The sequence below is a fragment of the Vibrio sp. Y29_XK_CS5 genome (assembly GCF_024181835.1).
Classification (GTDB): Bacteria; Pseudomonadota; Gammaproteobacteria; order Enterobacterales; family Vibrionaceae; genus Vibrio; species Vibrio harveyi.
On record NZ_JAMZAM010000005.1, the window covers coordinates 135,880 to 162,105 of the forward strand.

The 26,226-nt window shown below is 45.1% G+C and carries 24 protein-coding genes; 7 read left to right on the forward strand and 17 right to left on the reverse strand.

What is annotated here, in order from left to right; genetic code table 11:
• Positions 1–13 precede the first annotated feature (13 nt).
• Together NL647_RS19320 and NL647_RS19325 are read left to right on the forward strand one after the other, a co-directional pair.
• Positions 14–1,363: an Hpt domain-containing protein gene (locus NL647_RS19320; protein WP_047516615.1), complete on the forward strand. Its 1,350-nt coding sequence runs from the start codon at positions 14–16 to the stop codon at positions 1,361–1,363.
• Between the two features lie 111 nt (positions 1,364–1,474).
• Complete coding sequence (locus tag NL647_RS19325) at positions 1,475–2,638, forward strand: chemotaxis protein (RefSeq protein ID WP_253650569.1); 1,164 nt, start codon at positions 1,475–1,477, stop codon at positions 2,636–2,638.
• Positions 2,639–2,722: 84 nt separating this feature from the next.
• Here the strand turns inward: NL647_RS19325 and nhaC are convergent, their stop codons facing one another.
• The gene (gene nhaC, locus NL647_RS19330; RefSeq protein WP_253650570.1) at positions 2,723–4,159 is read right to left on the reverse strand and encodes a Na+/H+ antiporter NhaC; all 1,437 of its coding nucleotides are present in this window, start codon (positions 4,157–4,159) and stop codon (positions 2,723–2,725) included.
• 438 nt (positions 4,160–4,597) lie between these two features.
• Between nhaC and asd the strand changes: the two genes are divergently transcribed.
• On the forward strand, positions 4,598–5,713 hold the full coding sequence (gene asd / locus NL647_RS19335; RefSeq protein WP_009698522.1) for an aspartate-semialdehyde dehydrogenase: 1,116 nt from the start codon (positions 4,598–4,600) through the stop codon (positions 5,711–5,713).
• A 304-nt stretch (positions 5,714–6,017) separates the two neighbouring features.
• On the opposite strand, the gene NL647_RS19340 is transcribed toward asd, so the two are convergent.
• Both NL647_RS19340 and NL647_RS19345 read right to left on the reverse strand, forming a co-directional pair.
• Complete coding sequence (locus NL647_RS19340; RefSeq protein WP_253650571.1) at positions 6,018–6,866, reverse strand: ion transporter; 849 nt, start codon at positions 6,864–6,866, stop codon at positions 6,018–6,020.
• A 62-nt stretch (positions 6,867–6,928) separates the two neighbouring features.
• Positions 6,929–7,567, reverse strand: a complete 639-nt coding sequence (locus tag NL647_RS19345; protein ID WP_005444661.1) for a YchE family NAAT transporter — start codon at positions 7,565–7,567, stop codon at positions 6,929–6,931.
• A gap of 651 nt (positions 7,568–8,218) precedes the next feature.
• On the opposite strand from NL647_RS19345, the gene adhE reads away from it, so the two are divergent.
• Positions 8,219–10,921, forward strand: coding sequence for a bifunctional acetaldehyde-CoA/alcohol dehydrogenase (gene adhE / locus NL647_RS19350; RefSeq protein ID WP_005444662.1), 2,703 nt, complete (start codon positions 8,219–8,221; stop codon positions 10,919–10,921).
• A gap of 149 nt (positions 10,922–11,070) precedes the next feature.
• Here the strand turns inward: adhE and NL647_RS19355 are convergent, their stop codons facing one another.
• The 3 genes from NL647_RS19355 to sodB all read right to left on the reverse strand — a co-directional run bounded on the left by NL647_RS19355 (position 11,071) and on the right by sodB (position 13,194).
• A complete protein-coding gene (locus NL647_RS19355; protein ID WP_017189356.1) occupies positions 11,071–11,814 on the reverse strand; it encodes an SDR family oxidoreductase in 744 nt (247 codons plus the stop codon).
• Between the two features lie 134 nt (positions 11,815–11,948).
• On the reverse strand, positions 11,949–12,452 hold the full coding sequence (locus tag NL647_RS19360; protein WP_009698520.1) for a VC2046/SO_2500 family protein: 504 nt from the start codon (positions 12,450–12,452) through the stop codon (positions 11,949–11,951).
• Positions 12,453–12,609: 157 nt separating this feature from the next.
• Complete coding sequence (gene sodB, locus NL647_RS19365) at positions 12,610–13,194, reverse strand: superoxide dismutase [Fe] (protein ID WP_005444665.1); 585 nt, start codon at positions 13,192–13,194, stop codon at positions 12,610–12,612.
• A 242-nt stretch (positions 13,195–13,436) separates the two neighbouring features.
• On the opposite strand from sodB, the gene NL647_RS19370 reads away from it, so the two are divergent.
• Entirely contained in the window at positions 13,437–13,772 is a 336-nt protein-coding gene (locus tag NL647_RS19370; RefSeq protein WP_005444666.1) for a Grx4 family monothiol glutaredoxin, read from the forward strand.
• A gap of 75 nt (positions 13,773–13,847) precedes the next feature.
• Entirely contained in the window at positions 13,848–14,477 is a 630-nt protein-coding gene (locus NL647_RS19375; RefSeq protein ID WP_005444667.1) for a DsbA family protein, read from the forward strand.
• An 89-nt stretch (positions 14,478–14,566) separates the two neighbouring features.
• Here the strand turns inward: NL647_RS19375 and NL647_RS19380 are convergent, their stop codons facing one another.
• Positions 14,567–15,892 (reverse strand): Na+/H+ antiporter family protein, encoded by a 1,326-nt coding sequence (locus tag NL647_RS19380; protein ID WP_005444668.1) that lies wholly within the window; start codon positions 15,890–15,892, stop codon positions 14,567–14,569.
• 28 nt (positions 15,893–15,920) lie between these two features.
• Positions 15,921–16,565, reverse strand: a complete 645-nt coding sequence (rnt, locus tag NL647_RS19385; RefSeq protein WP_154203487.1) for a ribonuclease T — start codon at positions 16,563–16,565, stop codon at positions 15,921–15,923.
• 356 nt (positions 16,566–16,921) lie between these two features.
• Here rnt and NL647_RS19390 point away from each other — a divergent pair, with 356 nt between their 5' ends.
• Entirely contained in the window at positions 16,922–17,803 is an 882-nt protein-coding gene (locus tag NL647_RS19390; RefSeq protein ID WP_005444670.1) for an OmpA family protein, read from the forward strand.
• A 109-nt stretch (positions 17,804–17,912) separates the two neighbouring features.
• Here NL647_RS19390 and NL647_RS19395 read toward each other — a convergent pair whose 3' ends face one another.
• From NL647_RS19395 to rsxA, 9 genes are all read right to left on the reverse strand, one after another.
• Positions 17,913–18,347: a DUF2753 domain-containing protein gene (locus NL647_RS19395; RefSeq protein WP_005444671.1), complete on the reverse strand. Its 435-nt coding sequence runs from the start codon at positions 18,345–18,347 to the stop codon at positions 17,913–17,915.
• 136 nt (positions 18,348–18,483) lie between these two features.
• The gene (gene gloA / locus NL647_RS19400; protein ID WP_253650572.1) at positions 18,484–18,900 is read right to left on the reverse strand and encodes a lactoylglutathione lyase; all 417 of its coding nucleotides are present in this window, start codon (positions 18,898–18,900) and stop codon (positions 18,484–18,486) included.
• Positions 18,901–18,931: 31 nt separating this feature from the next.
• Positions 18,932–19,573, reverse strand: a complete 642-nt coding sequence (gene nth, locus NL647_RS19405) for an endonuclease III (protein ID WP_005444675.1) — start codon at positions 19,571–19,573, stop codon at positions 18,932–18,934.
• A gap of 79 nt (positions 19,574–19,652) precedes the next feature.
• A complete protein-coding gene (locus NL647_RS19410; RefSeq protein ID WP_009698515.1) occupies positions 19,653–20,345 on the reverse strand; it encodes an electron transport complex subunit E in 693 nt (230 codons plus the stop codon).
• Entirely contained in the window at positions 20,338–20,976 is a 639-nt protein-coding gene (gene rsxG, locus NL647_RS19415; protein WP_005444679.1) for an electron transport complex subunit RsxG, read from the reverse strand. The genes NL647_RS19410 and rsxG overlap by 8 nt, the downstream gene beginning before the upstream one ends.
• A 7-nt stretch (positions 20,977–20,983) precedes the next feature.
• Positions 20,984–22,030 (reverse strand): electron transport complex subunit RsxD, encoded by a 1,047-nt coding sequence (rsxD, locus tag NL647_RS19420; RefSeq protein WP_009702728.1) that lies wholly within the window; start codon positions 22,028–22,030, stop codon positions 20,984–20,986.
• Positions 22,030–24,756, reverse strand: a complete 2,727-nt coding sequence (rsxC, locus tag NL647_RS19425) for an electron transport complex subunit RsxC (RefSeq protein WP_253650573.1) — start codon at positions 24,754–24,756, stop codon at positions 22,030–22,032. Before rsxC ends, rsxD begins: the two co-directional genes overlap by 1 nt.
• Positions 24,757–24,764: 8 nt before the next feature.
• Entirely contained in the window at positions 24,765–25,358 is a 594-nt protein-coding gene (gene rsxB, locus NL647_RS19430) for an electron transport complex subunit RsxB (RefSeq protein ID WP_253650574.1), read from the reverse strand.
• A 3-nt stretch (positions 25,359–25,361) separates the two neighbouring features.
• The gene (gene rsxA, locus NL647_RS19435) at positions 25,362–25,940 is read right to left on the reverse strand and encodes an electron transport complex subunit RsxA (RefSeq protein WP_005425202.1); all 579 of its coding nucleotides are present in this window, start codon (positions 25,938–25,940) and stop codon (positions 25,362–25,364) included.
• Positions 25,941–26,226: the final 286 nt, after the last annotated feature.

Here is a 26,226-nt window from a genome sequence, read left to right on the forward strand (position 1 = left end):
TGAGGAATGGGCGTTGCTGCAATTCAAAGAGGGAATAAAACAAGCAATCTGGTTTTTGTTTGCGGTATGGTGTGCCTTTGCTGTGGGTATTTGGCTGCAAGCTCAACAAACCATACGTACGATTTCAACCGTTGATGAACTCAGCAGCAAGGTTGATGAAGTGCGTCATATCTTTAACTTTGAGCTGCCTTATCGTGCTCAGCACGTTGACCAAGTCTCTCTCAAACTTCAGCTTGTTTATGCAGTTCGTTTGCAATTGCAGAGCGAGTACTCTGACCGCTGGGGTGGTCCGGACTTAACGCAACTGCTTTATTCAACTGATCGCTTTCTTGAAGGCGCGAGAACATTTATCGGTAGCGATAGTGAGCTAGTCGCGCTGGCTGACCAACTCCATAATAGCCGAGAGTCAGCCAGTAACTCTGAGCAACTGAGAACCATGTACTATCGCTTAGGTGCTTTGGTCTTAGAAGCCATGTTTAGCGATGCAGCGACAAGCTCAGATACTTACCAAGAGCTTGATTCTCTTTTTACCGAGTCACAAAAGCTAGAGCAAAAAGAGCAAGGGGCGTTCCAACGTCGATTGGCTCAAACGTCAAATGTGCTTGCCGCTCATGCTCAAGGCAGCCACCTCGCTAACCAATTGCTTAACCCTGAATTTTCTAATCAGTTTGCCTCTGTCATTAGCTCTCTTGAACAAAAGCTGATGTTTTACATCTCCTTTTTAGTGTTAGTAAGTGGTTCCTTACTCGCAGTGGTTTCTTGGGCTTTGTTCTACAAGGAAACTCCAGTCTTAGATGCTCCAATTCAACCTTGTGAAAAAACGGATACACCAATGAAGCCGAACCCATCTGAAGTGATTTTGCCGACAGAGAAGCAAGTTACCGAGCCAAGTGGTGAGGAGCGCATGCCTGTGGATGTGGTAAAACCAACCACACCTCTAGAAGAAGAGAATGACGATGCATCTTCTTTAGCCGCGAGTGTGAGCGTGGAGACGGATGAGCCTTATATCGATATAGAGAAAATGCTTGATTCGCTCTCTGGTGATGAAGAGTCTGTGCGTATGTTGTTAGAGGTTTTCATACAAGATCATTCTGAAGATGGTACGAAGCTAAGAACATTGATAGCTGAGGGTAAGGATGAAGAACACGCTCAGCGTATCGCCCATAGCTTGAAGGGAGTGTCAGGCAGCATTGGGGCGATGCCTCTACACTATATATCTGGGGATATCGAATCTTTAATTAAACAAGGTCAGGAAGTCGTTACAGGCAAGCTGGATATGTTGGAAGATACCCTGCAGAAAACGACACTTTTTGCTGAGGCAGTTCTTAATAGTGAAAACATTCGAGAAGTGCTAACAGATTGATATTCCTCTGACTTAAAATAGTAGAGATTCAGGTATTAAGGGGCGCTTGCGAACCTTATGCTTTGGTTCGTCACTGTTCCTGTCCTACACCATTTGATCATAGGTAATTTCATGTTCATCCGCCGACTGTCTTCTTGGTTGATAGCCTGTCTGGTTTTAAGCCTTTCGGGATGCTCTCTCTTAGAAGTAAAAATCGATAGTCAAACTGTACCGCTCACCAAACAAGAGCTAAACATGCGCATTATGACGCGTGAATACGCTCAGCAGTTCTTTGCTCAAGTAGAGCAAGCTGCCGATGTGCTCCAAGACAACTACGAGCCTAACGACAAAGTAAACCAATCTTATATTTTACTTTGGAAAATCAATGCGGAAGAAGGGCTTCAAGCTGCCGCTTACCAAGTCTCGCCAATGGCGGCGCTGATTGACACGTGGGTATTTACTCACCAAATGGACCAGTTCTTCAGTGTCGGTGCAGGGAAAGATCTATTCACTACCGGGGAAGCACAACAAGTGTCTGCTCACTTAGCCAAGGAAGTCGATAAGCTTGCACAATCTTTGTTGAAAAAAGACGTGTACTCGACAACCAAAGTGTTTGTGGCTGACTTTGTTGAGAAATACCCATTCGCGGATTTGAGTATGATCCGTACACCAGCTTATCGAGCTTGGTTACAAGTGAATCAGATCAGTGAGGAAGAAGCTGTAACGACATTGGGTACGATGCCTGAGGCTATCGGTGATGTGTCTGATCGTTTGAGCTTAGTGTCTGAACAAACACCAAAAATCATGACGTGGAAAGCGCAGTTGCTCGCACTCAATAGCTCAGCAAGTATCGAACAAGTAAATGCAGCGCTAAACAGCTTGAAGGTTACTTCTGAGTCGTTGAAAGACTTTATCGATAATAACCCAGAGTATATGCGTAACTTGGCACAGCAAATGGCAGTGCAGTTGCAGCCACTTGTTGAAGATATCGACCAGAAAACAGAAGAGCGCTTGGTTCAGTTGAGTGAAGAGCGACAAGCACTAGAAAAAATGGTGGCGAGAGAACGCCAAGAGATTGCTCAAATTATTACAAACGAAAGAGAGAAGTTTGCGCAAGACCTCGACCACGTTTCACAAGAGGTTGTGAACCTTGCAATGGATAAACTGATCGAACTGGTGAAGAGCACCATCATCTACTTCATTTTGTTCATCCTAGTGATCTTCTTTGCTCCTCTTGTTTTGGGCTATGCCTTAGGTAAACGTTCAGCGGTAAGAGCAGGTACCAAATCTGCCTGATTAGCCAGAGCTTAGCCAAACGACAAACATAAAAAAGGACCGAATCGTCGGTCCTTTTTCTATTCTATTGGAAGTTAGAACTATTTAAGCCGTTTGCTGCTTTAGTTCACCTTCTGCTTTTTCTTCTGTTGCTGGTGCTGTTGGTTCGCATTTATCGACAAACCAACCCATGTACGACGTGAAGATAGTGACGATAATACACACGAAGCTCAACCACATGAATGGCGCGTAAGACAATGTTGCCACACCCAGAATACTCGCCATGTAGATGCCGTTATCACTCCAAGGCACCATACCTGACGTTAACGTACCGCCGAACTCGGCGTTACGAGATAGGTTTTTACGTTTGTAGCCAAGGCGATCGTAGTTCTTCGCACAGATTTTTGGTGTCAGAATCAGTGATACGTACATCGCCGAGCCAAATACGTTACCCATGAAAGCTGTACCAATGGTGCTTGTCGCCAGAGAACCCGCACTTTGAACACGTCGCTCGAACAGTTTTGCAATTGTCTCAAGTACGCCCACCTTATCTAGCAAGCCACCAAAACCAAGACCAAATACGATAACTGCAACAGAACCTAGCATAGAAGACATACCGCCTCGGTTCAGAATCGAGTCAATGAAATCCACACCCGAAGAAATTGCAAATGGTGCCCAAGCGGTATTGAATGCCGTTAGGAAGTCTACATCCTGAATCATTACTGCCCAGATAATACCTAGTAGTGAACCGAAGCTGATCACAGGGAAAGAAGGCATGCGCATAGCGAGTAGAGCCAATACGATAATGACTGGAACAAAAGAATAAGGCGTAATGAAAAATTGTTGTTCCATAGCCTGAATTACTGAGTCCACTTGGCTCATATCCACTTTACCTGCGAAGTGGAAGCCAAATGCAGTAAACATAATACCCGTAATGATGTAACTGATCAGGGCAATAGGCAGCATCCCTTTGATGTGCTCTACGACTTCTACGTTTGACATTGAAGAAGCAAGAATCACGGAATCAGAAAGTGGAGACATTTTGTCGCCAAAGTAACAACCTGATAAAACCGCGCCAGCTGTAATTGGTGCTGGAACCCCAAGACCTTGACCAATTCCCATCATGGCAATACCAGCAGTACCTGCCGCACCCCAAGAAGTGCCTGTTGCTAACGCAGTCAAAGAACAGATGATCATTGTCGCTAACAAGAAGATAGAAGGGTGAATGGCTTTTAAGCCGTAGTAGATGATGGTTGGTACGATACCACCAGAGATCCAAGTACCGACTAAGGCACCTACAGCAAGAAGGATCAGCACGGCACCTAAACCATTAGAAATCCCGTTTAGTGCTGCTTTTTCAAGGTCTTTGTATTGGTGACCTAATCTTAGACCCAATAACATGATAATGAACCAACCAATGTACAGCGCAAGCTGGATTGGAAGGTCTAATTTGGCAGTAAATGAAAATGCCAAAAGAAGAAACAAACCTAGTGAGATAAATACCTGTATCAGACTAGGAAGACGTGTTGTAACTTGCTTCATATGTGCCTCTGTCGTTCATGGAGCAATAGAGGAAGGCCGCTCCCTGTTTTAATCGCGCATAACATACATTAACAAAAATTATATTTCGAACATTTGGTGCTTTATCTTGACTTTCATCCGATAAAACGTTTGCTTGTGAAATTAATAACTAAAAAACTTTAAGTTTAATAGTTTGAAATGTTTTGTGATGTAAAAAATATGTGCTGCAAATGTTGTTTTCTCATTGAGTGGTAAGACCATGTAGCACAGTGTTGGCAGTTTTCTCGGTAGGTTTTAGTGCTGAACCGATAAGAAAAGAGAAGAAAATACCTTGGATTATAAAAATTCGCGGTAAACGTTAAAAAAGTTGTGTTTATTTGCAAATTAGGGCTTGAGATTTTGTGTCGAAAATTGAACTATGGAGAAAGTATTCAAAAATATACATGGAGAGTTAGTGCGATGAGAGTAGGTTTAGTTGGTTGGCGCGGCATGGTGGGTTCAGTCCTAATGCAACGTATGGTTGAAGAGAAAGATTTCGATTTGATCGAGCCAGTTTTCTACAGTACGTCTCAAATAGGTATCCCAGCTCCAAACTTAGGTAAAGAAGCTGGTTTACTTCAAGATGCGTTCGATATTGACAGTTTAAAACAACTTGATGCAGTGATTACGTGTCAAGGTGGTGGTTATACAGAGAAAGTTTATCCAGCGCTTCGTCAAGCTGGCTGGAAAGGTTACTGGATCGATGCTGCTTCGACACTTCGTATGGTCGACGACTCTATCATCACGCTGGACCCTGTTAACCTGAAACAAATTCAACAAGGCATTCACGGTGGTACAAACACGTTTGTTGGTGGTAACTGTACCGTTAGCTTGATGCTTATGGGTCTTGGCGGTCTGTTTGAGAAAGGTCTTGTCGAGTGGACGAGTGCGATGACGTACCAGGCGGCATCTGGTGCAGGCGCGCAAAACATGCGTGAGCTGATTTCTCAGATGGGCGTAATCAACGACTCAGTAAGCTCTGAACTAGCAAATCCAGCGAGTTCAATTCTCGATATCGATAAAAAAGTTGCCGACACCATGCGCAGCTCTTCATTCCCAACCGATAAGTTTGGTGTGCCACTAGCCGGCTCTTTGATTCCTTGGATCGACGTCAAGCGCGACAACGGTCAAAGTAAAGAAGAGTGGAAAGCGGGTGTAGAAGCGAACAAGATCCTTGGTTTCCAAGATGCACCAGTGCCAATTGATGGTACGTGTGTTCGTATCGGTGCAATGCGTAGTCACTCTCAAGCACTGACTATCAAGCTTAAGCAAAATGTGCCAATGGATGAAATCGAAGAAATCATCGCAACGCACAACGACTGGGTAAAAGTGATTCCGAATGACCGCGACATCACGGCTCAAGAACTTACGCCTGCGAAAGTAACAGGTACCCTGTCAATCCCTGTTGGTCGTCTACGTAAAATGGCAATGGGCGACGATTTCCTAAATGCGTTCACTGTCGGTGACCAGCTATTATGGGGTGCAGCAGAGCCATTACGCCGTACTCTACGCATCATTCTTGCTGAGAAAGCGTAAAAGAACGGACACTGCGTTTCTTGAGAGCTAAAAGCTATATAAAAGCCGATGTGAATTCATCGGCTTTTTTGATCGTAAGTCTGGAGTACGGAACGGGCTGTACTTTGCGAAAGTTCTTTATTAAGAGAGACAAATAGAGGGGCTGGCGCCCTCGTTCTTTAGAGTGAGAGATATTGTTCTCCAAACTAACGCCGCGTCATTCCCGAAAGCGACGAAGGAGCGCAGTCGGGAATCTCTTGTTGGAGGCATTACGCCCTGAGATTCGGGAGCGCTCCACTTTAGGCATCGAAAGCCGATTCCTGTTCTATTCTTCCTCGTCCGCACTCACGACGCGATTATCAGGATCTGCTAGTTCACTGCCACAATGCTTACAATGCATCGCATCTGAATCATGACCAGAGCGATTACAATTCGGGCACTTTACTAATTGTTTGTGCGCATTCATCTCATTACTGAGTTCAGCAGTGATAATGCCGGTTGGGACCGCAAGTATCGAATAACCGAGCAGCATAGTTAATGATGCGATGGCTTTCCCAAGGTGAGTTTGCGGCACCATGTCGCCATACCCAACAGTGGTAATCGTTACGATCGCCCAGTAGATGCTTTTAGGAATACTCGTAAAGCCGTTGTGCGGACCTTCAATAACGAAAATCAGTGCGCCGAAAATGGTGACCAGAATACCTACGGTGCTAAAGAAGATAAGAATCTTACGACGCGCCATCAATAGAGAGCGTAGCAATATGTTGGAATCTTGTAGGTAGCGCACCAATTTCAAGATGCGGAAGATACGCATGACACGTAGTAATCGCACTACACCCATAAACGAAGCACCAGGGAAGAAGATCGCTAAATAGGTAGGCAGAATCGCGAACAGATCAACTACACCATAAAAGCTGGTGGCATAAGACTTAGGTTTTGGAGAGCAGTACAGTCTTAATAAATACTCAATAGTGAATAGGGCTGTGAAGGTGTATTCGATGTAACGCAGTTCTCGCGACCATTCAGTCATTACCGATGGCAGTGATTCTAGAATCAAAACCACGAGAGAAGTAATGATCGCAATAATCAGTGCGATATCGAAGGCACGCCCAGCACGTGTATGAGTACCGAAAATAATGACGTATAAATGATGCTTGAAAGACTTGCGAGGCATGATGTTGCACTGTCAGCGTTAAAATGAAACGGATTGCAACATCATACCAGAAGTTATGAAATTTAGGCTAAACCAGGGAATAGGTTTCTTAAACCGTTAGCAATAAACTCAATACCAAGAGCGCCCAAGATTAGACCCATAATACGGGTAATCACATTGATGCCTGTTTGACCAAGGAAACGAACGATCAAAGGCGCAGAGCGGAACAACAACCAAGAGCAAAAACAAAACAGCATGATCGTAACGCTAATACCAACCGTGTCGAGTGCACTTGGGTAACGTGCGCCATAAACAATGGTTGAGCTGATTGCACCTGGGCCTGCCATCAAAGGCATCGCTAGCGGTACTACACCGATTTGTTCGCGGCTTACGTATTCCGACTTCTCTTGTTTATTTTGCTTATCTTCACCCAGTTTACCGCTCATCATCGAGAACGCGATACTCAGAAGTAGTAAACCGCCCGCAACACGGAAAGAGTCCAGAGAAATACTGAACATATCCAACAACAACTGACCAGCAAAAAGAGAAATGATCAAAATAATCGCAACGGCAACGTTGGCTGTCGTGGCGGTCTTATTTTTCTCTTCTGGTGTCATATGACCGGTTAGTGATACGAACACAGGCATGATACCAACAGGGTTCACTGCTGCGACCAAACCTAAGAAAAACTGTAGGAAAATAGCTAACTCTAAAGTCTGCATGTTGCTTACTCGTAAACGTTCACAATAGTGAAAAAGAGAGGGGGTAATTTTAGGCGGTAATGTAAGGCAAAAGTGCGGTAGGAAGAAATGAAAAAAACTAACGTATTTGGGCTAGTATTTGTGAGAAAAACTAATTATTGAAGAAAATGTATTCAATCTGGAAACGAATTGTTACGTAGAAAATTGATGAGAGAGCATACTGATTTACACAAACGTTAACATTCGCACATTTTTCACAAAAAGAAAGGTGGTTTGTAGAGAGATAAGACGTATTCGATATACTCTCAGTAGCACAAAAATTAGGGTCCACATGTAATTTTGTTGGCTAAAAATGAAACTTTTTTACAGATTGTTGTTATTTCTTTTAGTTTTTAGTTCGTTTGCTTCTTTTTTGCTCAATAAGAAGTGAAGTTTAATTTATTTATTTATCAATGATTTATGTTGTTTTGTTGTGGTAAACCACTACTTTGGGGGTATTTCAGTTGTGAGAACTGATCCAAGTCAATTTTTTTCACACTCTGAAATATTATACTCAGCCCTGAAAGCAATTTACTAAGATGGTTGTTAGTTAAGTCGCTGATAAACAGTAAAAACGAAAGACAATAACCTTACTAAAAAGTTTTTAATATTTATTATTTTAGGAGATCCACCATGCCTGTAACTAACTTAGCTGAACTAGATGCTCTAGTAGCACGCGTTAAAGCAGCACAAGAAGAGTTCGCAACATTTTCTCAAGAGAAAGTAGATGCAATCTTCCGCGCAGCTTCTCTTGCAGCTAACCATGCTCGTATCCCACTAGCACAACAAGCAGTTGCTGAATCTGGAATGGGTATTGTTGAAGATAAGGTAATCAAAAACCACTTCGCTTCAGAATTTATCTACAACAAATACAAAGACGAAAAAACATGTGGCATCTTAGAAGAAGATGACAACCTAGGCACAATGACTATCGCTGAGCCTGTAGGTATCATCTGTGGTATCGTTCCAACGACTAACCCGACTTCTACTGCTATCTTCAAATCTCTAATCTCTCTAAAAACTCGTAACGGCATCATCTTCTCGCCACACCCACGTGCGAAGAACTCAACTAACGATGCGGCGAAACTAGTTCTAGATGCAGCAGTAGCAGCTGGTGCACCAAAAGACATCATCGGTTGGATCGACCAACCATCTGTAGAGCTTTCTAACGCTCTTATGAAGCACGACGGTATCGCTCTTATCCTTGCAACTGGTGGTCCAGGCATGGTTAAAGCAGCTTACTCTTCTGGTAAGCCAGCTATCGGTGTAGGTGCAGGTAACGTTCCTGTAGTTATCGATGAAACAGCTGACATCAAACGTGCTGTTGCTTCTATCCTAATGTCTAAAACTTTCGATAACGGCGTAGTATGTGCTTCTGAGCAAGCTGCAATCGTAGTTAGCGAAGTTTACGACGAAGTGAAAGAGCGTTTCGCTTCTCATAAAGCTCACGTTCTATCTAAAGCCGACGCTGATAAAGTACGTAAAGTACTTCTTATCGACGGCGCACTAAACGCGAAAATCGTAGGTCAACCTGCTCCAGCAATCGCTGAAATGGCTGGCGTTAAAGTTCCTGCTGACACAAAAGTTCTTGTAGGTGAAGGTCTAGGTAAAGTTTCTTACGATGATGAGTTCGCTCACGAGAAACTATCTCCAACTCTAGGTCTATTCCGTGCTGACAACTTCGAAGATGCAGTTGCTCAAGCGGTAACAATGGTTGAAATCGGTGGTATCGGTCACACATCTGGTCTTTACACTAACCAAGACGTAAACGCAGACCGCATCCGTTACTTCGGTGACAAGATGAAGACTGCACGTATCCTTGTAAACATCCCGACTACTCACGGTGGTATCGGTGACCTTTACAACTTCAACGTAGCACCTTCTCTAACTCTAGGTTGTGGTTCTTGGGGTGGTAACTCTATCTCTGAGAACGTAGGTCCTAAGCACCTTATCAACAAGAAAACTGTAGCTAAGCGAGCTGAAAACATGTTGTGGCACAAACTACCTAAGTCTATCTACTTCCGTCGTGGTAGCCTTCCAATCGCAATGAGCGACCTAGAAGGTAAGAAACGCGCATTCCTAGTAACTGACCGTTTCCTATTCAACAACGGTTACGCTGATGAAGTAGTTAAACTGCTTAAAGAGCAAGGCATCGAAGTTCAAACATTCTTCGACGTAGAAGCGGATCCAACACTATCTGTTGTTGAGAAAGGTGCAGAAGCAATGAAGAGCTTCCAACCTGACGTAATCCTAGCTCTAGGTGGTGGTTCACCAATGGATGCTGCGAAGATCATGTGGGTAATGTACGAGCACCCAGAAACTCACTTCGCTGAACTAGCAATGCGCTTTATGGACATCCGTAAACGTATCTACAAGTTCCCTAAAATGGGTAAGAAAGCTGAGCTTGTATGTATCACTACAACTTCAGGTACTGGTTCAGAAGTTACTCCATTCGCTGTTGTTACAGACGACAAGACTGGTGCTAAGTACCCACTAGCTGACTACGAAATCACGCCAAACATGGCTATCGTTGATGCTAACCTAGTAATGAACATGCCTAAGTCTCTAACAGCATTCGGTGGTTACGATGCAGTAACTCACGCTCTAGAAGCTTACGTATCTGTTCTTGCGAACGAGTACTCAGATGGTCAAGCTCTACAAGCGCTTAAGATGCTTAAAGAGTACCTACCTTCAAGCTACGCGAACGGTGCAAACGACCCAATCGCTCGTGAGAAAGTACACAACGCGGCAACGATCGCTGGTATCGCGTTTGCTAACGCATTCCTAGGTGTTTGTCACTCAATGGCGCACAAGATTGGTGCTGAGTTCCACCTACCTCACGGTCTAGCGAACGCACTACTAATCTCGAACGTTGTACGTTACAACGCGAACGACAACCCAACTAAACAAACTGCGTTCTCTCAATACGACCGTCCACAAGCACGTCGTCGTTACGCTGAGGTTGCTGACCACCTAGGCCTAAGCCAAGAAGGTGACCGTACTGCTCAGAAGATTGAACGTCTACTAGCATGGTTGGACGAGCTGAAAGGCGACCTAGACATCCCAATGTCTATCCAAGCTGCAGGTGTTTCTGAAGCTGACTTCGTAGCGAAACTAGACGAACTAGCTGTTGAAGCGTTCGATGACCAGTGTACAGGTGCTAACCCTCGTTACCCTCTAATCACTGAGCTAAAAGAAGTTCTAATGGCTTCTTACTACGGTAAAGCATTCGTTGAAGGCGAAACTTTCGAAGGTACAACTGTTATCAAGAAGAAAGCAGACCAAGTAGCGAAAGAAGCAGCACCAAAAGCTAAGAAAGAAAAAGCTAACGCATAAGTACGACGTTAGTTATGAAGTAGGTTTTCGCTAGCACGAAACTTACAATCGGGAAAACTCAAAGCCCCAGTCGAAAGACTGGGGCTTTTTTTTGTTCTTTACATTACCAACGGCTCTGTTAGGTGGCGGATTTAGGTAGGAAGGTTTACTTAGACTTCGGTCGTGACGACGCGTCCGCTAAAGTACTCATTTGCGACAATGTAGGCGGTATTTCTTACCAACTCATCTTGGATCTGAGCCCAATGTCGCTCGTCTAGATCTTCGCTGGTATGGTTTACGGATGGGATGACGCCACCCACACGAATATTGAAAGGGGTCAGCTCTTTTGCCCAGCTGTGAGTAAAGCCAGACACCAGTGCTGCCATGCTCTCTACTCCAGTGAGATCTTCATGGTTGTCATGTGAGATAACGTTAACGATCACGCCTTTCTTCTCTCTCGAACGAAATCGTTCAGCACTGACTTGCCCATAGGTATAGAGAAAGCGAGCCGCAGAAGAAAGGTGGTCAATGTAGGTACTCATTGGCTCTGGAGCCATTAAGCTTGGCATTGGTGAGCTAGTCCAGCAGTTTACGATTACATCGGGAGTCGCACCTAATTGCGACTCTATTTGGTCGAACAATAAGTTGATGGATGTCGTGTTGTCATTGCACACATTCATCGCATATACCCTGTCGGAAAACGCACTGATTTGCTCGTAGCTTGCCTTCAAGGCACTAGGGTTCTGATCACAAAGTACCAACGTTGCCCCAAGATGGGCAAAGTGGTTGGAGCAAGTTCTGCCCAATACAGAGCCTGCAGATGTGACGAGAATGATTGAGTCTTTAATATCCATAGCACCTTCACTGTAATTTCTTGTGTTAAACAATACATCAGTGGTTTGTGCTATCAGCATGGATGAATTTATTTGAGCTCAGTGTGAAAAGGCTCAAACTAACGCTTTTGCGCGACAATTATTGTTTAGGAATTTGTAAGGCGTCACATTTCTGACGTGCTTGGAATGTAAGCGCTTGGCGGAAAAGTGAAACGTTATGCTTGAGTTTGGATTTGGTAATGACGTTGAGCCGTCACTAGTTGATTGTACAAACCTGCATCGGGAATAAGGGTTTTGTTGCGCTCACCTAAGCTGCGGCGCTCGTGACCTGAAAGGTTGTGATAAACCTCTTCTGGTAGATTAAATGTGTCTTCAGGAAGGTAAGTGAGTGCATCAGGCTTTAGGTAGTGGCTCAGTTTTGCCGAAGGCAAGCCAGCATCATGAAACTGTTTCGCTTGTTCTGCTGCGAGTTCATAGCTACTGCTATCAGAACGTAGAGACTGAGGTTGAGATAAACCGAATTGTTGACGAAGAATGTCATCACTGGTGATCACTTCTTGGACTTCTTCAACCGGAACCACATCGCGGACATCGTTAGAAAACATAGACAGAATCAACGAGAAATCAGCGCGACGACCTTCGTGTACGGCATGGTTAATACCATTACCGAACTGAAGTTCGTTGATGATTGCTGCTTTGTCTAAAGTATGGATTTGCATGATGTTCCTCGCTTGATGCACTTTTAGCGGCAACGGAGAGAAGAACTTTAGGAAAAAGAGGGGATTAATTGAAGAAATCGGTTGGAGATGTAATAAAAAAGCCCGCAACAATGCGAGCTTTTTGAATATGACTAAATTGAACTTAGGGGGAAGTTAATTACTTCGCTAGGTTCTCAGCTACGAAATCCCAGTTTACAAGCGCCCAGAAGCCGTTCATGTAATCAGGACGTACGTTGCGGTAATCGATGTAGTACGCGTGTTCCCACAGGTCAACAGTTAGAAGTGGAGTCGTACCTTCTTCTGTTAGAGGTGTAGCAGCGTTAGAAGTGTTAACGATTTCTAGAGAACCGTCAGCTTTCTTAACTAACCAAGTCCATGAAGAACCAAAGTTGTTGATTGCTGCGTCAGTGAACTTCGCTTTGAATTCTTCGAAAGAACCGAATGCAGCGTTGATTGCATCAGCAACTGCACCAGTTGGCTCGCCGCCCGCGTTTGGCGCTAGGCAGTGCCAGTAGAACGTGTGGTTCCAGATCTGTGCTGCGTTGTTAAATACGCCACCAGTAGAAGTCTTGATGATCTCTTCTAGTGTTTTGCCTTCGAACTCAGTACCAGGGATAAGACCGTTTAGCTTGACAACGTAAGTGTTGTGGTGCTTACCGTGGTGGAAATCTAGAGTCTCTGCAGAGATGTGTGGTTCTAGTGCGTCTTTCGCGTAAGGAAGAGCTGGTAGTTCAAATGCCATTGCTCGATTCTCCATAGATATGAAAGGGTTACCTTTCGATTGCTTCCAGTGTTTTTATTTATATGTAGTCGTTACGACTGACTTGAAAAGTATTTTAGCAAGTTTTTACTTTATTAAAACCCCGATATGAAAATATTTTAAGAGGAAAGGGGTAAAGACTTACTAATTATATGGTTTTTATTCTGTGTTTATTGAGTAGAATGTGGCAATAATTAAAGTTCACGTCCATGAATGAGGAAGCGATGGAAACTATCGATAAAATCAAACAGCAGATCTCTGAAAACGCAATCCTGCTGTACATGAAAGGATCACCGAAACTACCTAGCTGTGGTTTCTCTTCTCAAGCAGCACAAGCTCTAATGGCATGTGGTGAGAAGTTCGCTTACGTAGACATTCTACAAAACCCAGATATCCGCGCTGAGCTACCAAAATACGCTCAATGGCCTACATTCCCACAACTGTGGGTTGAAGGTGAGCTGATCGGTGGTTGTGACATCATTTTGGAAATGTTCCAAAAAGGTGAACTTCAGCCTCTTATCAAAGAAGCTGCGGCACGCGTTGAAGGTGACGCTGAGTAATTCGTAAATACTCACATTTGGCGATAGAATACAAAGGAGCCGCATTGGCTCCTTTTTCTTTTTTAGGTTAGTGGAATGAACTTGAAGCTTTACTACGTACATGATCCAATGTGCAGCTGGTGTTGGGGCTACAAACCAACCATCGAAAAATTGAAGCAGCAACTGCCAGGTGTGATTCAGTTTGAGTATGTTATGGGTGGGCTTGCGCCAGATACTAATCTGCCGATGCCTCCGGAAATGCAGCAAAAGATTGAACAGATTTGGAAGCAAATCGAAAGTCAGCTTGGTACCAAGTTTAACTATGATTTCTGGACGTTGTGTACACCAGTACGTAGTACTTACCAATCTTGCCGTGCAGTTATCGCTGCAGGTTTCCAAGACTCTTATGAGCAAATGCTGGAAGCGATTCAGCACGCTTACTATTTACGTGCGATGCCTCCTCATGAAGAAGCAACCCATCTGCAACTCGCAAGAGAGATTGGCTTAAACGTTCAACAGTTTAAGAATGATATGGATGGCACTTTGCTGGAAGGTGTTTTCCAAGACCAACTCAGTCTTGCAAAGAGCTTGGGTGTTAGTTCTTACCCGAGTTTAGTACTGCAAATTAACGACGCTTACTTCCCGATTGAAGTGGACTATTTGTCGACAGAAAATACGTTAAAGCTTATCCGTGAGCGCATCATCGACAACATGCCAGCGCAGTAAACTGAAACTGGTTTTCAAAGCCCAAATAACAAAAAGCCGCTCAATGAGCGGCTTTTTCGTAACGAATTGTATCCATTTAAATGATGCGACTACAGCACCATTGCAGCAATCCAACCGAAGATGATCAAAGGGATGTTGTAGTGGATAAATGTCGGCACTACGGTTTCCCAGATGTGCTCGTGCTGACCATCTGCGTTTAGACCCGATGTTGGACCTAACGTTGAATCAGAAGCCGGAGAGCCTGCATCACCTAGTGCTGCTGCTGTACCTACTAGTGCGATTGTCGCCATCGGTGAGAAACCAAATGCTAGTGAAAGCGGCACATAGATAGTTGCAAGGATTGGAATTGTAGAAAACGATGAGCCGATGCCCATTGTTACCAGCAGACCAACGATCAGCATTAATAGTGCTGCAAGAGGCTTGTTGTCACCGATGCTGGTTGATAGCGATTGTACAAGCGTCTCAACGCCGCCGGTTTGCTTCATTACTGCAGCGAAACCTGCCGCCGCAATCATGATGAAGCCAATCATTGCCATCATGTGTACACCTTTAGTGAACACGTCGTGCGTCTCTTTCCATGCGATAACACCACCGAAAGTGAACACCATGAAGCCAGCTAGTGCACCGATGATCATTGAGCCCGTGTATAGCTGTACGCTTAGCGCAGCAAGAATACCTAAGCCTGCAACCACAATATGTTTTTTGTTTAGCTTCTCTTCAGATTCTTGAACAACGGTCAGTTCAGTTTCTTTGTATTCACGAGGCTTACGGTAGCTAAAGAAGATTGCAGTTAGAAGACCAAACAACATACCCGCGCCCGGCAACAGCATTGCCGTTGGAACTTGGCTTGCCACGACATCTGTTAGACCATTGTCATGTAAGTTCTTCAATAGGATGTTGTTTAGGAAGATGCCACCAAAACCTATTGGTAGAACCATGTATGGCGTGATCAAACCAAAGGTAAGCACACAAGCAACCAAACGACGGTCCAGCTTCAGCTTAGCGAATACGCCCAAAAGAGGTGGAATCAAAATTGGAATGAAGGCGATATGTACCGGAATCACGTTTTGAGATGACATGGTAACAAGTACAAGAGCAACCAATACTGCGTATTTTAGACCCGTAGTCGACGCAGAGCTCTCTTTACCATTTAGGCGCTTAATTACGCTTTTTGCCAGAAGGTCAGTGATGCCAGAGCGAGAAATCGCAACAGCGAAAGTGCCTAGCATTGCGTAGCTTAGCGCGATAGTCGCACCGCCACCCAGACCACTTTCAAATGCAGCAACGGTATCCCCAAGGCTCATGCCTGCAACAAGGCCACCAACGATGGCACTAAACGTGAGGGCAACCACCACGTTTACGCGCATCAATGCTAACACGAGCATGACGCACACAGATATAACGACAGGATTCATACTTTTCCTAATATGTTGTGTTTACTTATTATTCTTCGCCTACAAGCGGCCAACCGCCTAGGGCCTTCCATTTGTTGACGATGCCACAGAATAACTCTGCAGTTTGTTGTGTATCGTAGAGGGCTGAGTGTGCCTCACGATTGTCGAATTCCATCCCTGCTGCTTTACATGCTTTAGCGAGAACAGTTTGACCATAAGCAAGCCCACTTAATGTTGCGGTATCAAAAGTGGCAAATGGATGGAAAGGGACTCTTTTAAGTTTACAGCGTTCATTCGCTGCATTAACAAAACCTAAGTCGAAAGCGGCGTTGTGTGCAACCATGATGGCACGCGAACAGTCTGCTGCTTTTTGTTCTTTGCGAATCAGTTTGTAGATTTCTTTAAGTGCTTCTTGTTCGGAAACTGCACCGCGAAGAGGGCTGAATGGGTCACGAATGCCATTAAACTCCAGCGCTTCTTTTTCTAAGTTCGCGCCTTCGAAAGGTTCGATATGAAAATGAATGGTTGAGGCAGGATGCAGATCGCCATTTTCATCCATACTTAGGGTGACGGCGCAGATTTCTAAAAGTGCATCAGTTTGAGCATTGAAACCTGCGGTCTCAACGTCTACTACCACTGGAAAATAACCACGAAAACGCTTTTTCAGGGTTAGAGCTTCATTTTCTATTGTCATGTTGGCTTATATTTGTGTGACGAAGGCTGCATTATTGCAGATTCTACCGATGAGAAAAACCGCAATTTGGGAGAAATGTAGAATTCTATTCCCCATTAACCAGTGAGGGTTATAACCAAAAACAAGGGAGCTGGTCACCTGTTATTCTCGTGATGTTATTTACCATTTTATACCCAAGTCATTCTCGCTGAAGCAAGCATCTCGATGTTACTTGGGTATATGCACTTGCCAAAGTGAGCGTTAACTCCTTATAACCACTTGTAAATTCCATGTTGGCGGGATTTTTGCATTGTTCTGCATGTTTTCAATTGATTCAAGTAAGCGGCAATAGACTGCCGTTTGAGAGATGTACCTAGATGAATAAATGGCTAGTAACCAGTGGTATCGTGATGTCTTTGCTTAGCGCAAACAGTTTTGCGTCGATGGGCAAGCGTTATGTCGCCACACCGCAACAATCACAGTGGGAGATGGTGATAAATACGCCATTGGAGTGCCAGCTTGTGCATCCTATCCCTGGGTTTGGTGATGCGGTATTTTCGTCTCGTGCGAGTAAAAAGATAAACTTGGATTTTGAGCTGAAGATGCGTCGACCTATGGGTGAAACACGTAATGTCAGTTTGATTTCTATGCCTCCTCCATGGCGTCCCGGCGAGCATGCTGATCGCATTACTAACCTCAAGTTCTTCAAACAGTTTGATGGTTATGTTGGTGGGCAAACCGCTTGGGGCATTCTTTCTGAGTTAGAAAAGGGACGTTACCCAACGTTTAGCTACCAAGATTGGCAGAGTCGGGATCAGCGTATTGAAGTGGCGTTGTCATCGGTACTATTTCAGAACAAATACAACGCGTTTAGTGACTGTATTTCTAACTTGTTGAAGTACAGCTTCGAGGATATTGCGTTTACGATCCTTCATTATGAACGCCAAGGGGATCAGCTCACCAAAGCATCGAAGAAACGCTTATCGCAAATCGCAGATTATGTGCGTCACAATCAAGATATCGATTTGGTGCTGGTGGCGACTTACACCGATTCAACTGACGGTAAGAGCGCAAGTCAAAGCTTATCGGAGCGACGTGCTGAATCGCTGCGTACTTACTTTGAGTCTCTTGGTTTATCTGGTGATCGGATTCAGGTCCAAGGTTATGGTAAGCGTCGCCCGATCGCAGACAATGGCTCACCAATTGGCAAAGATAAAAACCGTCGTGTAGTGATTTCACTTGGGCGAACTCAGGTTTAATCTGACATTTGACACAATAAAAAACGCCAGAGAACAAACTCTGGCGTTTTTGTCGCTATTTGACGTTGTTTGAATACTATTGTTAATCGTATTGGCTTATTGCCGAAAATTAGTTGAGTCGGAACTTGGCGATAATCTCACAATTCGTCGCGGTATCAATCTTCTCAACTTGTTTGGCAATCGTTGGATTTGGATGGCGTTTCATAAAGTCAATCAAGGCTTTTGTACAGCATCCAATTGAATCAATAAAGCTTGCGCAATCTTTGTTTGGACACTGAGGGATCAGTGTCAGTACTTTTTCAGACGCTAACTGAAGGTATTTGAGCTCGTACTCTGTATCACCTGCCCAACGCCAAAACTGAGCTAGGTTGTGGCATGAAATCACCGAAATCAATAGTCTCTCATCGGCTTCTATTTCCACGCATTCGCTAATATCTTCACTCAGGCTAAGGGCTTGCTGGTAATGAAGAATGCTGCGAACAGGGTCATCTAGTTGAAGTGCTGTATCGGCTAGAAGTGTGTGTTTTTCCCATTCACTGATCATTATCGTTATCCCACATATCGATGTTGCTGACAAATCTAAACGATAACCATTATCAAGTAAAGCGATTTGTTTATAAACAACAGGCAGGTCTCAGACCTGCCTGCAACAACATGACATGTTTCAATAGAGAAAGGGATTAACCTTCTAAACCTGCCGAAGCTTGTTTATTTTGAATCAGTTCTAGCATGTAACCATCGGGGTCTTTGACAAAAGCGATGTGGGTTGTACCGCCTTTAACTGGACCCGGCTCACGAGTTACGTTCCCACCTGCCGCTTTGATCGCGTCACACGTTGAGTAAATATCGTCTACACCGATCGCAATGTGACCAAATGCAGAGCCTAGATCATACTCAGTTGTGCCCCAGTTGTACGTTAGTTCAATGACAGCACCTTGAGACTCATCTCCGTAGCCAAGAAATGCAAGGGTGTATTCGTACTCTTTATTTTCATTGGTACGAAGCAATTGCATGCCCATTACTTCAGTGTAGAACTTGATAGATTTGTCTAAGTCACCCACGCGCAGCATGGTGTGAAGAATTCGACCGTTTGACATTTTTTGCTCCTAGCGATTGTTTCAGACAGGATTATTCGTCTGGATACACTTTATCTTTGAATTCACACAGGTCTTCGATGATACAACTACCACAACGCGGCTTTCGTGCAACACAGGTGTAGCGACCATGAAGGATCAGCCAATGGTGTACATCAAGCTTAAACTCTTTTGGCACCACTTTAAGAAGTTTTTCTTCCACATCGTCGACAGTTTTGCCCATCGCAAACTTTGTACGGTTCGAAACACGATAGATATGCGTATCTACCGCAATTGTTGGCCAACCGAATGCGGTGTTCAGTACAACATTAGCTGTTTTACGACCCACACCGGGTAACGCTTCAAGCGCTGCGCGATCTTCTGGCACTTCACCGTTGTGTTTTTCGAGCAGGATCTTACAAGTCTTAATGGTGTTTTCGGCTTTTGAGTTAAACAGACCGATGGTTTTGATGTATTCCTTTAAACCATCAACGCCCAAATCAAGAATGCCCTGTGGTGTGTTGGCAACTGGGTAGAGCTTATCTGTTGCTTTGTTCACACTTACGTCTGTCGCTTGCGCAGAAAGCAGTACGGCGATAAGGAGTTCAAACGGAGTGCTCCAATTGAGCTCCGTTTGAGGATTAGGATTGTTTTCTCTTAATCGTTCGAGAATTTCAATTCTTTTGACTTTGTTCATTGCTGATTTCCAAACCCGTCTTTGCGGTTTATGAAAAAGGCCCTACGAGTGGTAGAGCCTTGATTTTAGAATTTTTACATTATGCGTTAGTTACGCGAGCACGCTCAATGGCTGGTTTTTCTTCTTTTGGCTGACGTGCCTGAATTGAGCTATCGATAACATTTTTCAACGCTATCAAAAGTCCTACCCCGATGAAAGCGCCTGGTGGTAATAATGCAAGTAGGAAGCTGCTATCGAAGTGGAATACTTGAATGCGCAGTGCTGCAGCCCAATCGCCAAGGAGTAGGTCTGCACCATCAAACAGGGTGCCATTACCGATAAGTTCACGCATTGCGCCAAGCACAACCAGTACAGTTGTCATTCCCAGGCCCATCCAAAAACCATCTAGTGCTGCTGGCAGTGGATCATTTTTAGATGCGTAAGCTTCCGCACGACCAATGATAATACAGTTGGTTACGATCAGAGGAATGAAAATACCAAGAGATAGATACAAGCCGTAGGCATAAGCATTCATGAGCAGTTGAACGCAAGTTACCAAAGAAGCAATGATCATAACGAAAACGGGAATACGGATTTCTTTTGGTACGTAGTTACGAATCAGTGAAACCGTCACGTTCGAACCGACAAGCACCAACAAAGTCGCAATACCCAAACCAAGCGCGTTGGTAATGGTGGAAGAAACCGCAAGTAGAGGACACAAACCCAGAAGTTGCACTAGGGCTGGGTTATTACTCCACATGCCGTTTTTCATTAGCAGTTTATTTTCACTCATGGTTGCCTCCTGCGCAGTCTAGGGGCTGGTTCAGAATCTCATCACGAGATTTATTAACATAGTTTACCGTGTTTCTTACCGCTTTCACTACCGCGCGAGGGGTAATCGTAGCACCAGTGAACTGATCGAAATCGCCACCATCTTTACGAACGCGCCAAGAATTCCAGTTACTTTCTGTCACTTGTTTACCCGTGAAACTCAAAATCCAGTCGGTAACACGTAAATCGATTTTATCGCCCAACCCCGGTGTTTCTTGATGGCTTAGGATACGAGTACCAAGGATCTTGCCTTGGTTATCGATGCCAGTGATGATTTTGATTTCACCGTTGTAGCCATCTGGAGCGATGGATTCAATCGCCATTGCCGTTGGTTGACCATCTTTAGTTGCGATGTAAGTTGGCATCGCTCGAACCGTACCTAGATCGGGCGCTGACACCATCGTACACGCTGTAACAAGATTGTTGTCATGCATTTCTTCCGGAATCACTTGGTTAAGAACCGACAGCAATTGCTTTTGTTCCTGAAGTTTAATTTGATCTTTTGTTAGGTACTGAGTCAGTGCCACAAGACCGGTTGTAGCACAAGCGAAGATCGCAAGTGTCAGACCATTTTTTCTAATAGCGGTTAACATGTTTACCTCAGTGACCGTAAGTTCTTGGTTTGGTGTAGTAGTCGATCAACGGTACACACATATTGGCAAGCAGAACGGCAAAGGCAACGCCATCTGGGAAACCGCCCCAACTACGAATAATAAATACCAATGCACCAATAAGCGCACCAAAAATCAAACGACCTTTCACGGTAGTGGATGCTGATACAGGATCAGTTGCGATAAAGAATGCGCCCAACATCGTAGCACCCGAAAGTAGGTGGAAGATTGGTGAAGCAGTTTCTCCTGGTGTGATTAAGCTAAATACTGTGCTAAACAGCGCCAAACTGCCTAGGAAGCCAACAGGAATGTACCATTGGATGATGCGCTTTTTGATCATAACCAGTCCACCGACTAAGTAAGCAAGGTTTACCCATTGCCAACCGATACCAGCAAGACCACCAAACATAGGTTGTGATAGCACTTCACTTGGTGTCGCACCAGTGTGGATACCGGTTTTAAATGCGTCTAATGGGGTTGCCATTGTCACGCCATCCACTCCAGCGCGAACTTGTTGTAGTGACAAGCCATCAAAATCATAACCAGTGAAGATCAGAGATAACGCGTCTGCAAAACTAACGTGCTCAGACATCAATGAAACAGGTGCGCTCCAACTTGTCATCTGGACAGGGAAGGAGATAAGTAGCACCACGTAGGCGACCATCGCTGGGTTAAATAGGTTTTGACCAATACCGCCGTATAGGTGCTTCGCGATCACGATGGCAAAAATCAAGCCGATGACCATGATCCACCACGGAGACCATGGTGGGATAGCAACGGCTAATAACCATGCTGTCACGATGGCACTGTTATCACGAAGTGCACGCATTGGTGAACGCTTACGCACAAGCATGACTAGCGCTTCTAGCGACACCGCGACCGCAATAGCGAACACAAGTTGAATGATGGTGCCCCAACCAAAGAAGTAGGTTTGAGCCACTAAGCCAGGAATTGCACACAGCGCTACCCATTTCATCAAATCAGGCGTACTACGACGGCTGTGAGCGTGTGGTGAACTGGCAATAAAAAACGACATTACTCGTTCTCCTCAGTATTGTTCTTATTCGCTTCTTGCTGAGCCTTACGCGCTTTAGCGCGGGCAATGGCAGCGGCAACTGCAGCTTTCTTCGGATCCACTTCTGGCTCTACAGAAGGCGCTTCTTCAACGGATTCAGCTTGTGACTCTTGCTGAGCCTTACGTGCTTTAGCGCGGGCAATGGCAGCGGCAACTGCAGCTTTCTTCGGATCCACTTCTGGCACTGCAGAAGGCGCTTCTTCAACGGATTCAGCTTGTGACTCTTGCTGAGCCTTGCGTGCTTTCGCACGAGCAATGGCTGCGGCAACAGCGGCTTTTTTCGGATCTTCAGCTTGTTCAGCAGGAGCTTCAGTTTCTACAGGTTCTGTAGAGTTTTCTTGCTTAGCTTTGCGCGCTTTTGCACGAGCAATCGCTGCAGCAACTGCGGCTTTCTTCGGATCTTCCGCTTGTTCTGCAGGTGCTTCCGTTTCTACAGATTCAGTTGATTCTTCTTGCTGAGCTTTGCGCACTTTTGCACGAGCAATGGCAGCAGCAACTGCGGCTTTCTTTGGATCTTCAACTTGCTCTGCAGGCGCTTCCGCTTCAACAGATTCTGTTTGTGCTTCTTGCTGAGCTTTGCGTGCTTTAGCGCGAGCAATGGCTGCGGCAACAGCGGCTTTTTTCGGATCTTCAGCTTGTTCAGCAGGTGCTTCCGTTTCTACAGATTCAGTTGATTCTTCTTGCTGAGCTTTGCGCGCTTTTGCACGAGCAATGGCAGCAGCTACAGCAGCTTTCTTAGGATCACCGCCTTGCTGTTCAGACGTTTCTGATTCTACAGGTTCGGTTGAATCCTCTTGTTGTGCTTTTTTCGCTTTAGCTCTGGCGATAGCTGCCGCGACGGCTGCTTTCTTGTCACCAGCTTCAGCAGGTGTTGATGTGTCTTCTTGCTGAGCTTTCTTGGCTTTTGCACGGGCAATAGCGGCTGCAACTGCAGACTTCTTATCGTCAGCATTATCCTCAGATGTGTCACCTTGCTCTTTTTGTGCTTTACGCTCACGAGCAATACGTTTGCGCTCTTCGCGTAGCTTCGCCATTTCTGAGTTATCAGGTTCTGCTGCGCCAGATTGAGCTGCTGCAGCTTGTTTTGCTTTTGCTTTGGCAATCGCGGCAGCAACCGCTGGTTTCACTGCTGGCTCGGCTTTCGCTTCAGCGTTCTCTTTTTGCGCTTTCACACGAGCGATCGCTGCTGCAATCGCATCGTCACCACCAGATGCTTTCATGTCTTTACGACGATCATCCGCGGCTTTCTTGAAGCGATTCTCACGTTCTGCTTTTTCGCGTTCCATACGCGCTTTTTTCTCTTCAAAGCGCAGTTTAGCTCGTTCAGCGGCTGCCGCTTCTTGAGCGCGAGTACGGATTTCAGCTTTCGCTTGACGATAATATTGAACCAGTGGAATCTCACTTGGACACACAAATGCACACGCACCACATTCAATACAGTCTTTTAAGTTCAGCTCTTCCAGCTTGTCGTATTCTTGGCTTTTCGCATACCACTGGAGCTGCTGTGGCAGTAGTGAGGCAGGGCATGCCTCAGCACATTGGCTACAACGAATGCATTCCATTTCGTGTTGGTCAGAGGCGATCTCACGACGTTTCGGTGCCAGAATACAGTTTGCCGTTTTAGTGATAGGAACCTGAGCGTGAGGTAGGGTAAAGCCCATCATTGGACCACCCATGATCAGACGCTGCAGCTTTTTATCTGCTTTATAGCCAAACTCATCTAAAAGCGCTTGTACTGGCGTACCAAGAAGTGTCCAAACGTTACGTGGTTGTTTGAAGGTTTTACCTGTAAGCGTCACGATGCGATTGACCATAGGTTCGCCATCGATCACTGCACGTTTAATTGAGTATAGAGAACCAACGTTTTGAACCAGGATGCCAATATCGGCAGGGATAGCGCCGCTAGGAACTTCTTTATTGGTCAAAATCTTGATGAGCTGCTTCTCACCACCAGAAGGGTATTTGGTTGGGATAACGCGGATCACGATGTCTTTGTTCATCGCCGCTTGTTCCAGTGCTTTGATTGCTGCTGGCTTGTTATCTTCAATACCGATGATGGTCAGTTTTGGCTTAAGGATATGCTCGACGATCTCGATCCCTTGGATCAATTCGTCAGCATGTTCTTGCATGAGTTTGTCATCGGCGGTGATGTAAGGCTCACATTCGGCTGCGTTGACAATAAGAATTTCGGTACGTGCGATACCCGATTGGATCTTCTTAGCAGTAGGGAAGCCTGCGCCACCCATGCCAGAGATACCAGCAAGGCGAATCACATCGATTAACGCATCAGCGGATTCTTGAGTGTAATCGGCAACGGGCGTTTTCTCACACCAAGCATCGTTACCATCAGGTGTAATCACTGCGCACAGTTCGCTCAAACCCGATGGGTGAGCAACGGTTCGTGGCTCAATAGCCTTCACTTGACCGGAAGTTGGTGCATGAACCGGAACGGTAAAGCCACTGTCTGACGCCGTTAGTTGCTGACCTTTCAACACCTTGTCGCCAACAGCAATTAATAGATTACCTGCTTTACCGATGTGTTGTTTTAGAGGTAGGACGATTTCCGACGGAATGGCTGCATGAACCAATTCAGTTTTGTTGGATTGCTTTTTGTTTTCTGCCGGATGCACGCCACCTGGGAAATCCCATAGCGAACCAGTACGAATTTGTTCAATCAAAGACAACATACGAAACCTTATTTAATTGAATCAGTCACGTTCGCTGCACTGGCAGCATCCGTAATGTTAACCACTGGAATGGCGTTAAGTTTCCACTTCCAGCTCTCTGTGGTGGTTTCCACAGGAATCATTTCAATACAGTCGGTTGGACAAGGAGCAACGCACAAGTCACAACCCGTACACTCGTCTTTGATCACGGTATGAAGCGCTTTGGTACCACCGACAATCGCATCCACAGGACACGCTTGAATGCACTTTGTACAACCGATACACATGTCTTCATGGATGAAGGCAACCGTTTTGACTTTGTTGTCGAGATCGTGTGCCGACTCTTCCGCTTCGACGCCCATCAAATCCGCCAGTTTTTCAATGGTCGCTTGACCACCTGGGGGACACTTGTAGATTTGATCGCCGTTAGCAATCGCTTCTGCGTACGGACGACAACCTGGGTAGCCACACTGACCACACTGAGTTTGAGGAAGAATAGAATCGATTTGATCGACGATCGGGTCGGCTTCTACTTTGAAGCGAATCGACGCAAAACCGAGTATGGCCCCAAATACAGCGGCAAGCGCTGCAAGGGCAATGATCGCAATTAAAATAGTACTCATTGTCTACTTCACCAAACCAGTAAAGCCCATGAAGGCAAGAGACATAAGACCTGCGGTGATCATTGCAATCGAAGCACCTTTAAACGGTACAGGTACGTCAGCTGCAGCAATACGTTCACGCATTGACGCAAATAGGATCAATACCAAAGAGAAGCCAACTGCCGCACCAAAACCGTAAATGATCGATTCAATGAAGTTGTGGTTTTCATTGATGTTAAGCAGGGCAACACCCAAAACAGCACAGTTGGTTGTAATCAATGGTAGGAAGATACCCAACAGACGATAAAGCGTCGGGCTGGTTTTGTGCACGACCATTTCGGTGAACTGTACAACAACAGCGATCACCAAAATAAAGCTCATGGTTCGTAGATATTCGATACCCAGTGGACGTAAAACATAGCTTTCCACCAAGTATGCACACACAGACGCGAGCGTTAGTACAAAAGTTGTAGCTAAGCCCATGCCAATTGCTGTTTCCAGTTTTTTAGACACGCCCATAAAAGGACACAAGCCCAAAAACTTCACCAGTACAAAGTTGTTCACCAGCACAGTGCCGACCAACAACAAAATATATTCGGTCATAGTTATTACGTTCTTAAAATCCGATCCCAATATTATCGTGTTTTGTGACACCAATAACAACCAAAGAACGGTGTGGTTTTATGCACCCGATGGAAAATTATACGTGTATGTGATGTGAGTGGATGGATTAATAAGAAATTGAAAAGTTTGGTGAATGGTTGTTAACAAAGGAAAACGCAATTTTTGTTACTGATTTAACGCACGCTTTGCTGGCGGCTTCACTCTTCATTTCTTGGATAAAACGAAATAGAAAATGCTCATACCCCTAATGGGCTAGGGGGATGAG

What these genes read in the sequence shown, in the direction of transcription:
- sodB (WP_005444665.1), bottom strand. Translation starts at nt 13,194, where the DNA reads ATGGCATTTGAACTACCAGCTCTTCCTTACGCGAAAGACGCACTAGAA.
- rsxC (WP_253650573.1), bottom strand. Translation starts at nt 24,756, where the DNA reads ATGTTGTCTTTGATTGAACAAATTCGTACTGGTTCGCTATGGGATTTC.
- rsxD (WP_009702728.1), bottom strand. Translation starts at nt 22,030, where the DNA reads ATGTCGTTTTTTATTGCCAGTTCACCACACGCTCACAGCCGTCGTAGT.
- NL647_RS19375 (WP_005444667.1), top strand. Translation starts at nt 13,848, where the DNA reads ATGAACTTGAAGCTTTACTACGTACATGATCCAATGTGCAGCTGGTGT.
- rsxB (WP_253650574.1), bottom strand. Translation starts at nt 25,358, where the DNA reads ATGAGTACTATTTTAATTGCGATCATTGCCCTTGCAGCGCTTGCCGCT.
- NL647_RS19325 (WP_253650569.1), top strand. Translation starts at nt 1,475, where the DNA reads ATGTTCATCCGCCGACTGTCTTCTTGGTTGATAGCCTGTCTGGTTTTA.
- asd (WP_009698522.1), top strand. Translation starts at nt 4,598, where the DNA reads ATGAGAGTAGGTTTAGTTGGTTGGCGCGGCATGGTGGGTTCAGTCCTA.
- NL647_RS19355 (WP_017189356.1), bottom strand. Translation starts at nt 11,814, where the DNA reads ATGCTGATAGCACAAACCACTGATGTATTGTTTAACACAAGAAATTAC.
- NL647_RS19410 (WP_009698515.1), bottom strand. Translation starts at nt 20,345, where the DNA reads ATGAGTGAAAATAAACTGCTAATGAAAAACGGCATGTGGAGTAATAAC.
- gloA (WP_253650572.1), bottom strand. Translation starts at nt 18,900, where the DNA reads ATGTCAAACGGTCGAATTCTTCACACCATGCTGCGCGTGGGTGACTTA.
- rsxA (WP_005425202.1), bottom strand. Translation starts at nt 25,940, where the DNA reads ATGACCGAATATATTTTGTTGTTGGTCGGCACTGTGCTGGTGAACAAC.
- rnt (WP_154203487.1), bottom strand. Translation starts at nt 16,565, where the DNA reads ATGACAATAGAAAATGAAGCTCTAACCCTGAAAAAGCGTTTTCGTGGT.
- NL647_RS19395 (WP_005444671.1), bottom strand. Translation starts at nt 18,347, where the DNA reads ATGATCAGTGAATGGGAAAAACACACACTTCTAGCCGATACAGCACTT.
- adhE (WP_005444662.1), top strand. Translation starts at nt 8,219, where the DNA reads ATGCCTGTAACTAACTTAGCTGAACTAGATGCTCTAGTAGCACGCGTT.
- nhaC (WP_253650570.1), bottom strand. Translation starts at nt 4,159, where the DNA reads ATGAAGCAAGTTACAACACGTCTTCCTAGTCTGATACAGGTATTTATC.
- NL647_RS19360 (WP_009698520.1), bottom strand. Translation starts at nt 12,452, where the DNA reads ATGCAAATCCATACTTTAGACAAAGCAGCAATCATCAACGAACTTCAG.
- NL647_RS19380 (WP_005444668.1), bottom strand. Translation starts at nt 15,892, where the DNA reads ATGAATCCTGTCGTTATATCTGTGTGCGTCATGCTCGTGTTAGCATTG.
- nth (WP_005444675.1), bottom strand. Translation starts at nt 19,573, where the DNA reads ATGAACAAAGTCAAAAGAATTGAAATTCTCGAACGATTAAGAGAAAAC.
- NL647_RS19390 (WP_005444670.1), top strand. Translation starts at nt 16,922, where the DNA reads ATGAATAAATGGCTAGTAACCAGTGGTATCGTGATGTCTTTGCTTAGC.
- rsxG (WP_005444679.1), bottom strand. Translation starts at nt 20,976, where the DNA reads ATGTTAACCGCTATTAGAAAAAATGGTCTGACACTTGCGATCTTCGCT.
- NL647_RS19340 (WP_253650571.1), bottom strand. Translation starts at nt 6,866, where the DNA reads ATGCCTCGCAAGTCTTTCAAGCATCATTTATACGTCATTATTTTCGGT.
- NL647_RS19345 (WP_005444661.1), bottom strand. Translation starts at nt 7,567, where the DNA reads ATGCAGACTTTAGAGTTAGCTATTTTCCTACAGTTTTTCTTAGGTTTG.
- NL647_RS19370 (WP_005444666.1), top strand. Translation starts at nt 13,437, where the DNA reads ATGGAAACTATCGATAAAATCAAACAGCAGATCTCTGAAAACGCAATC.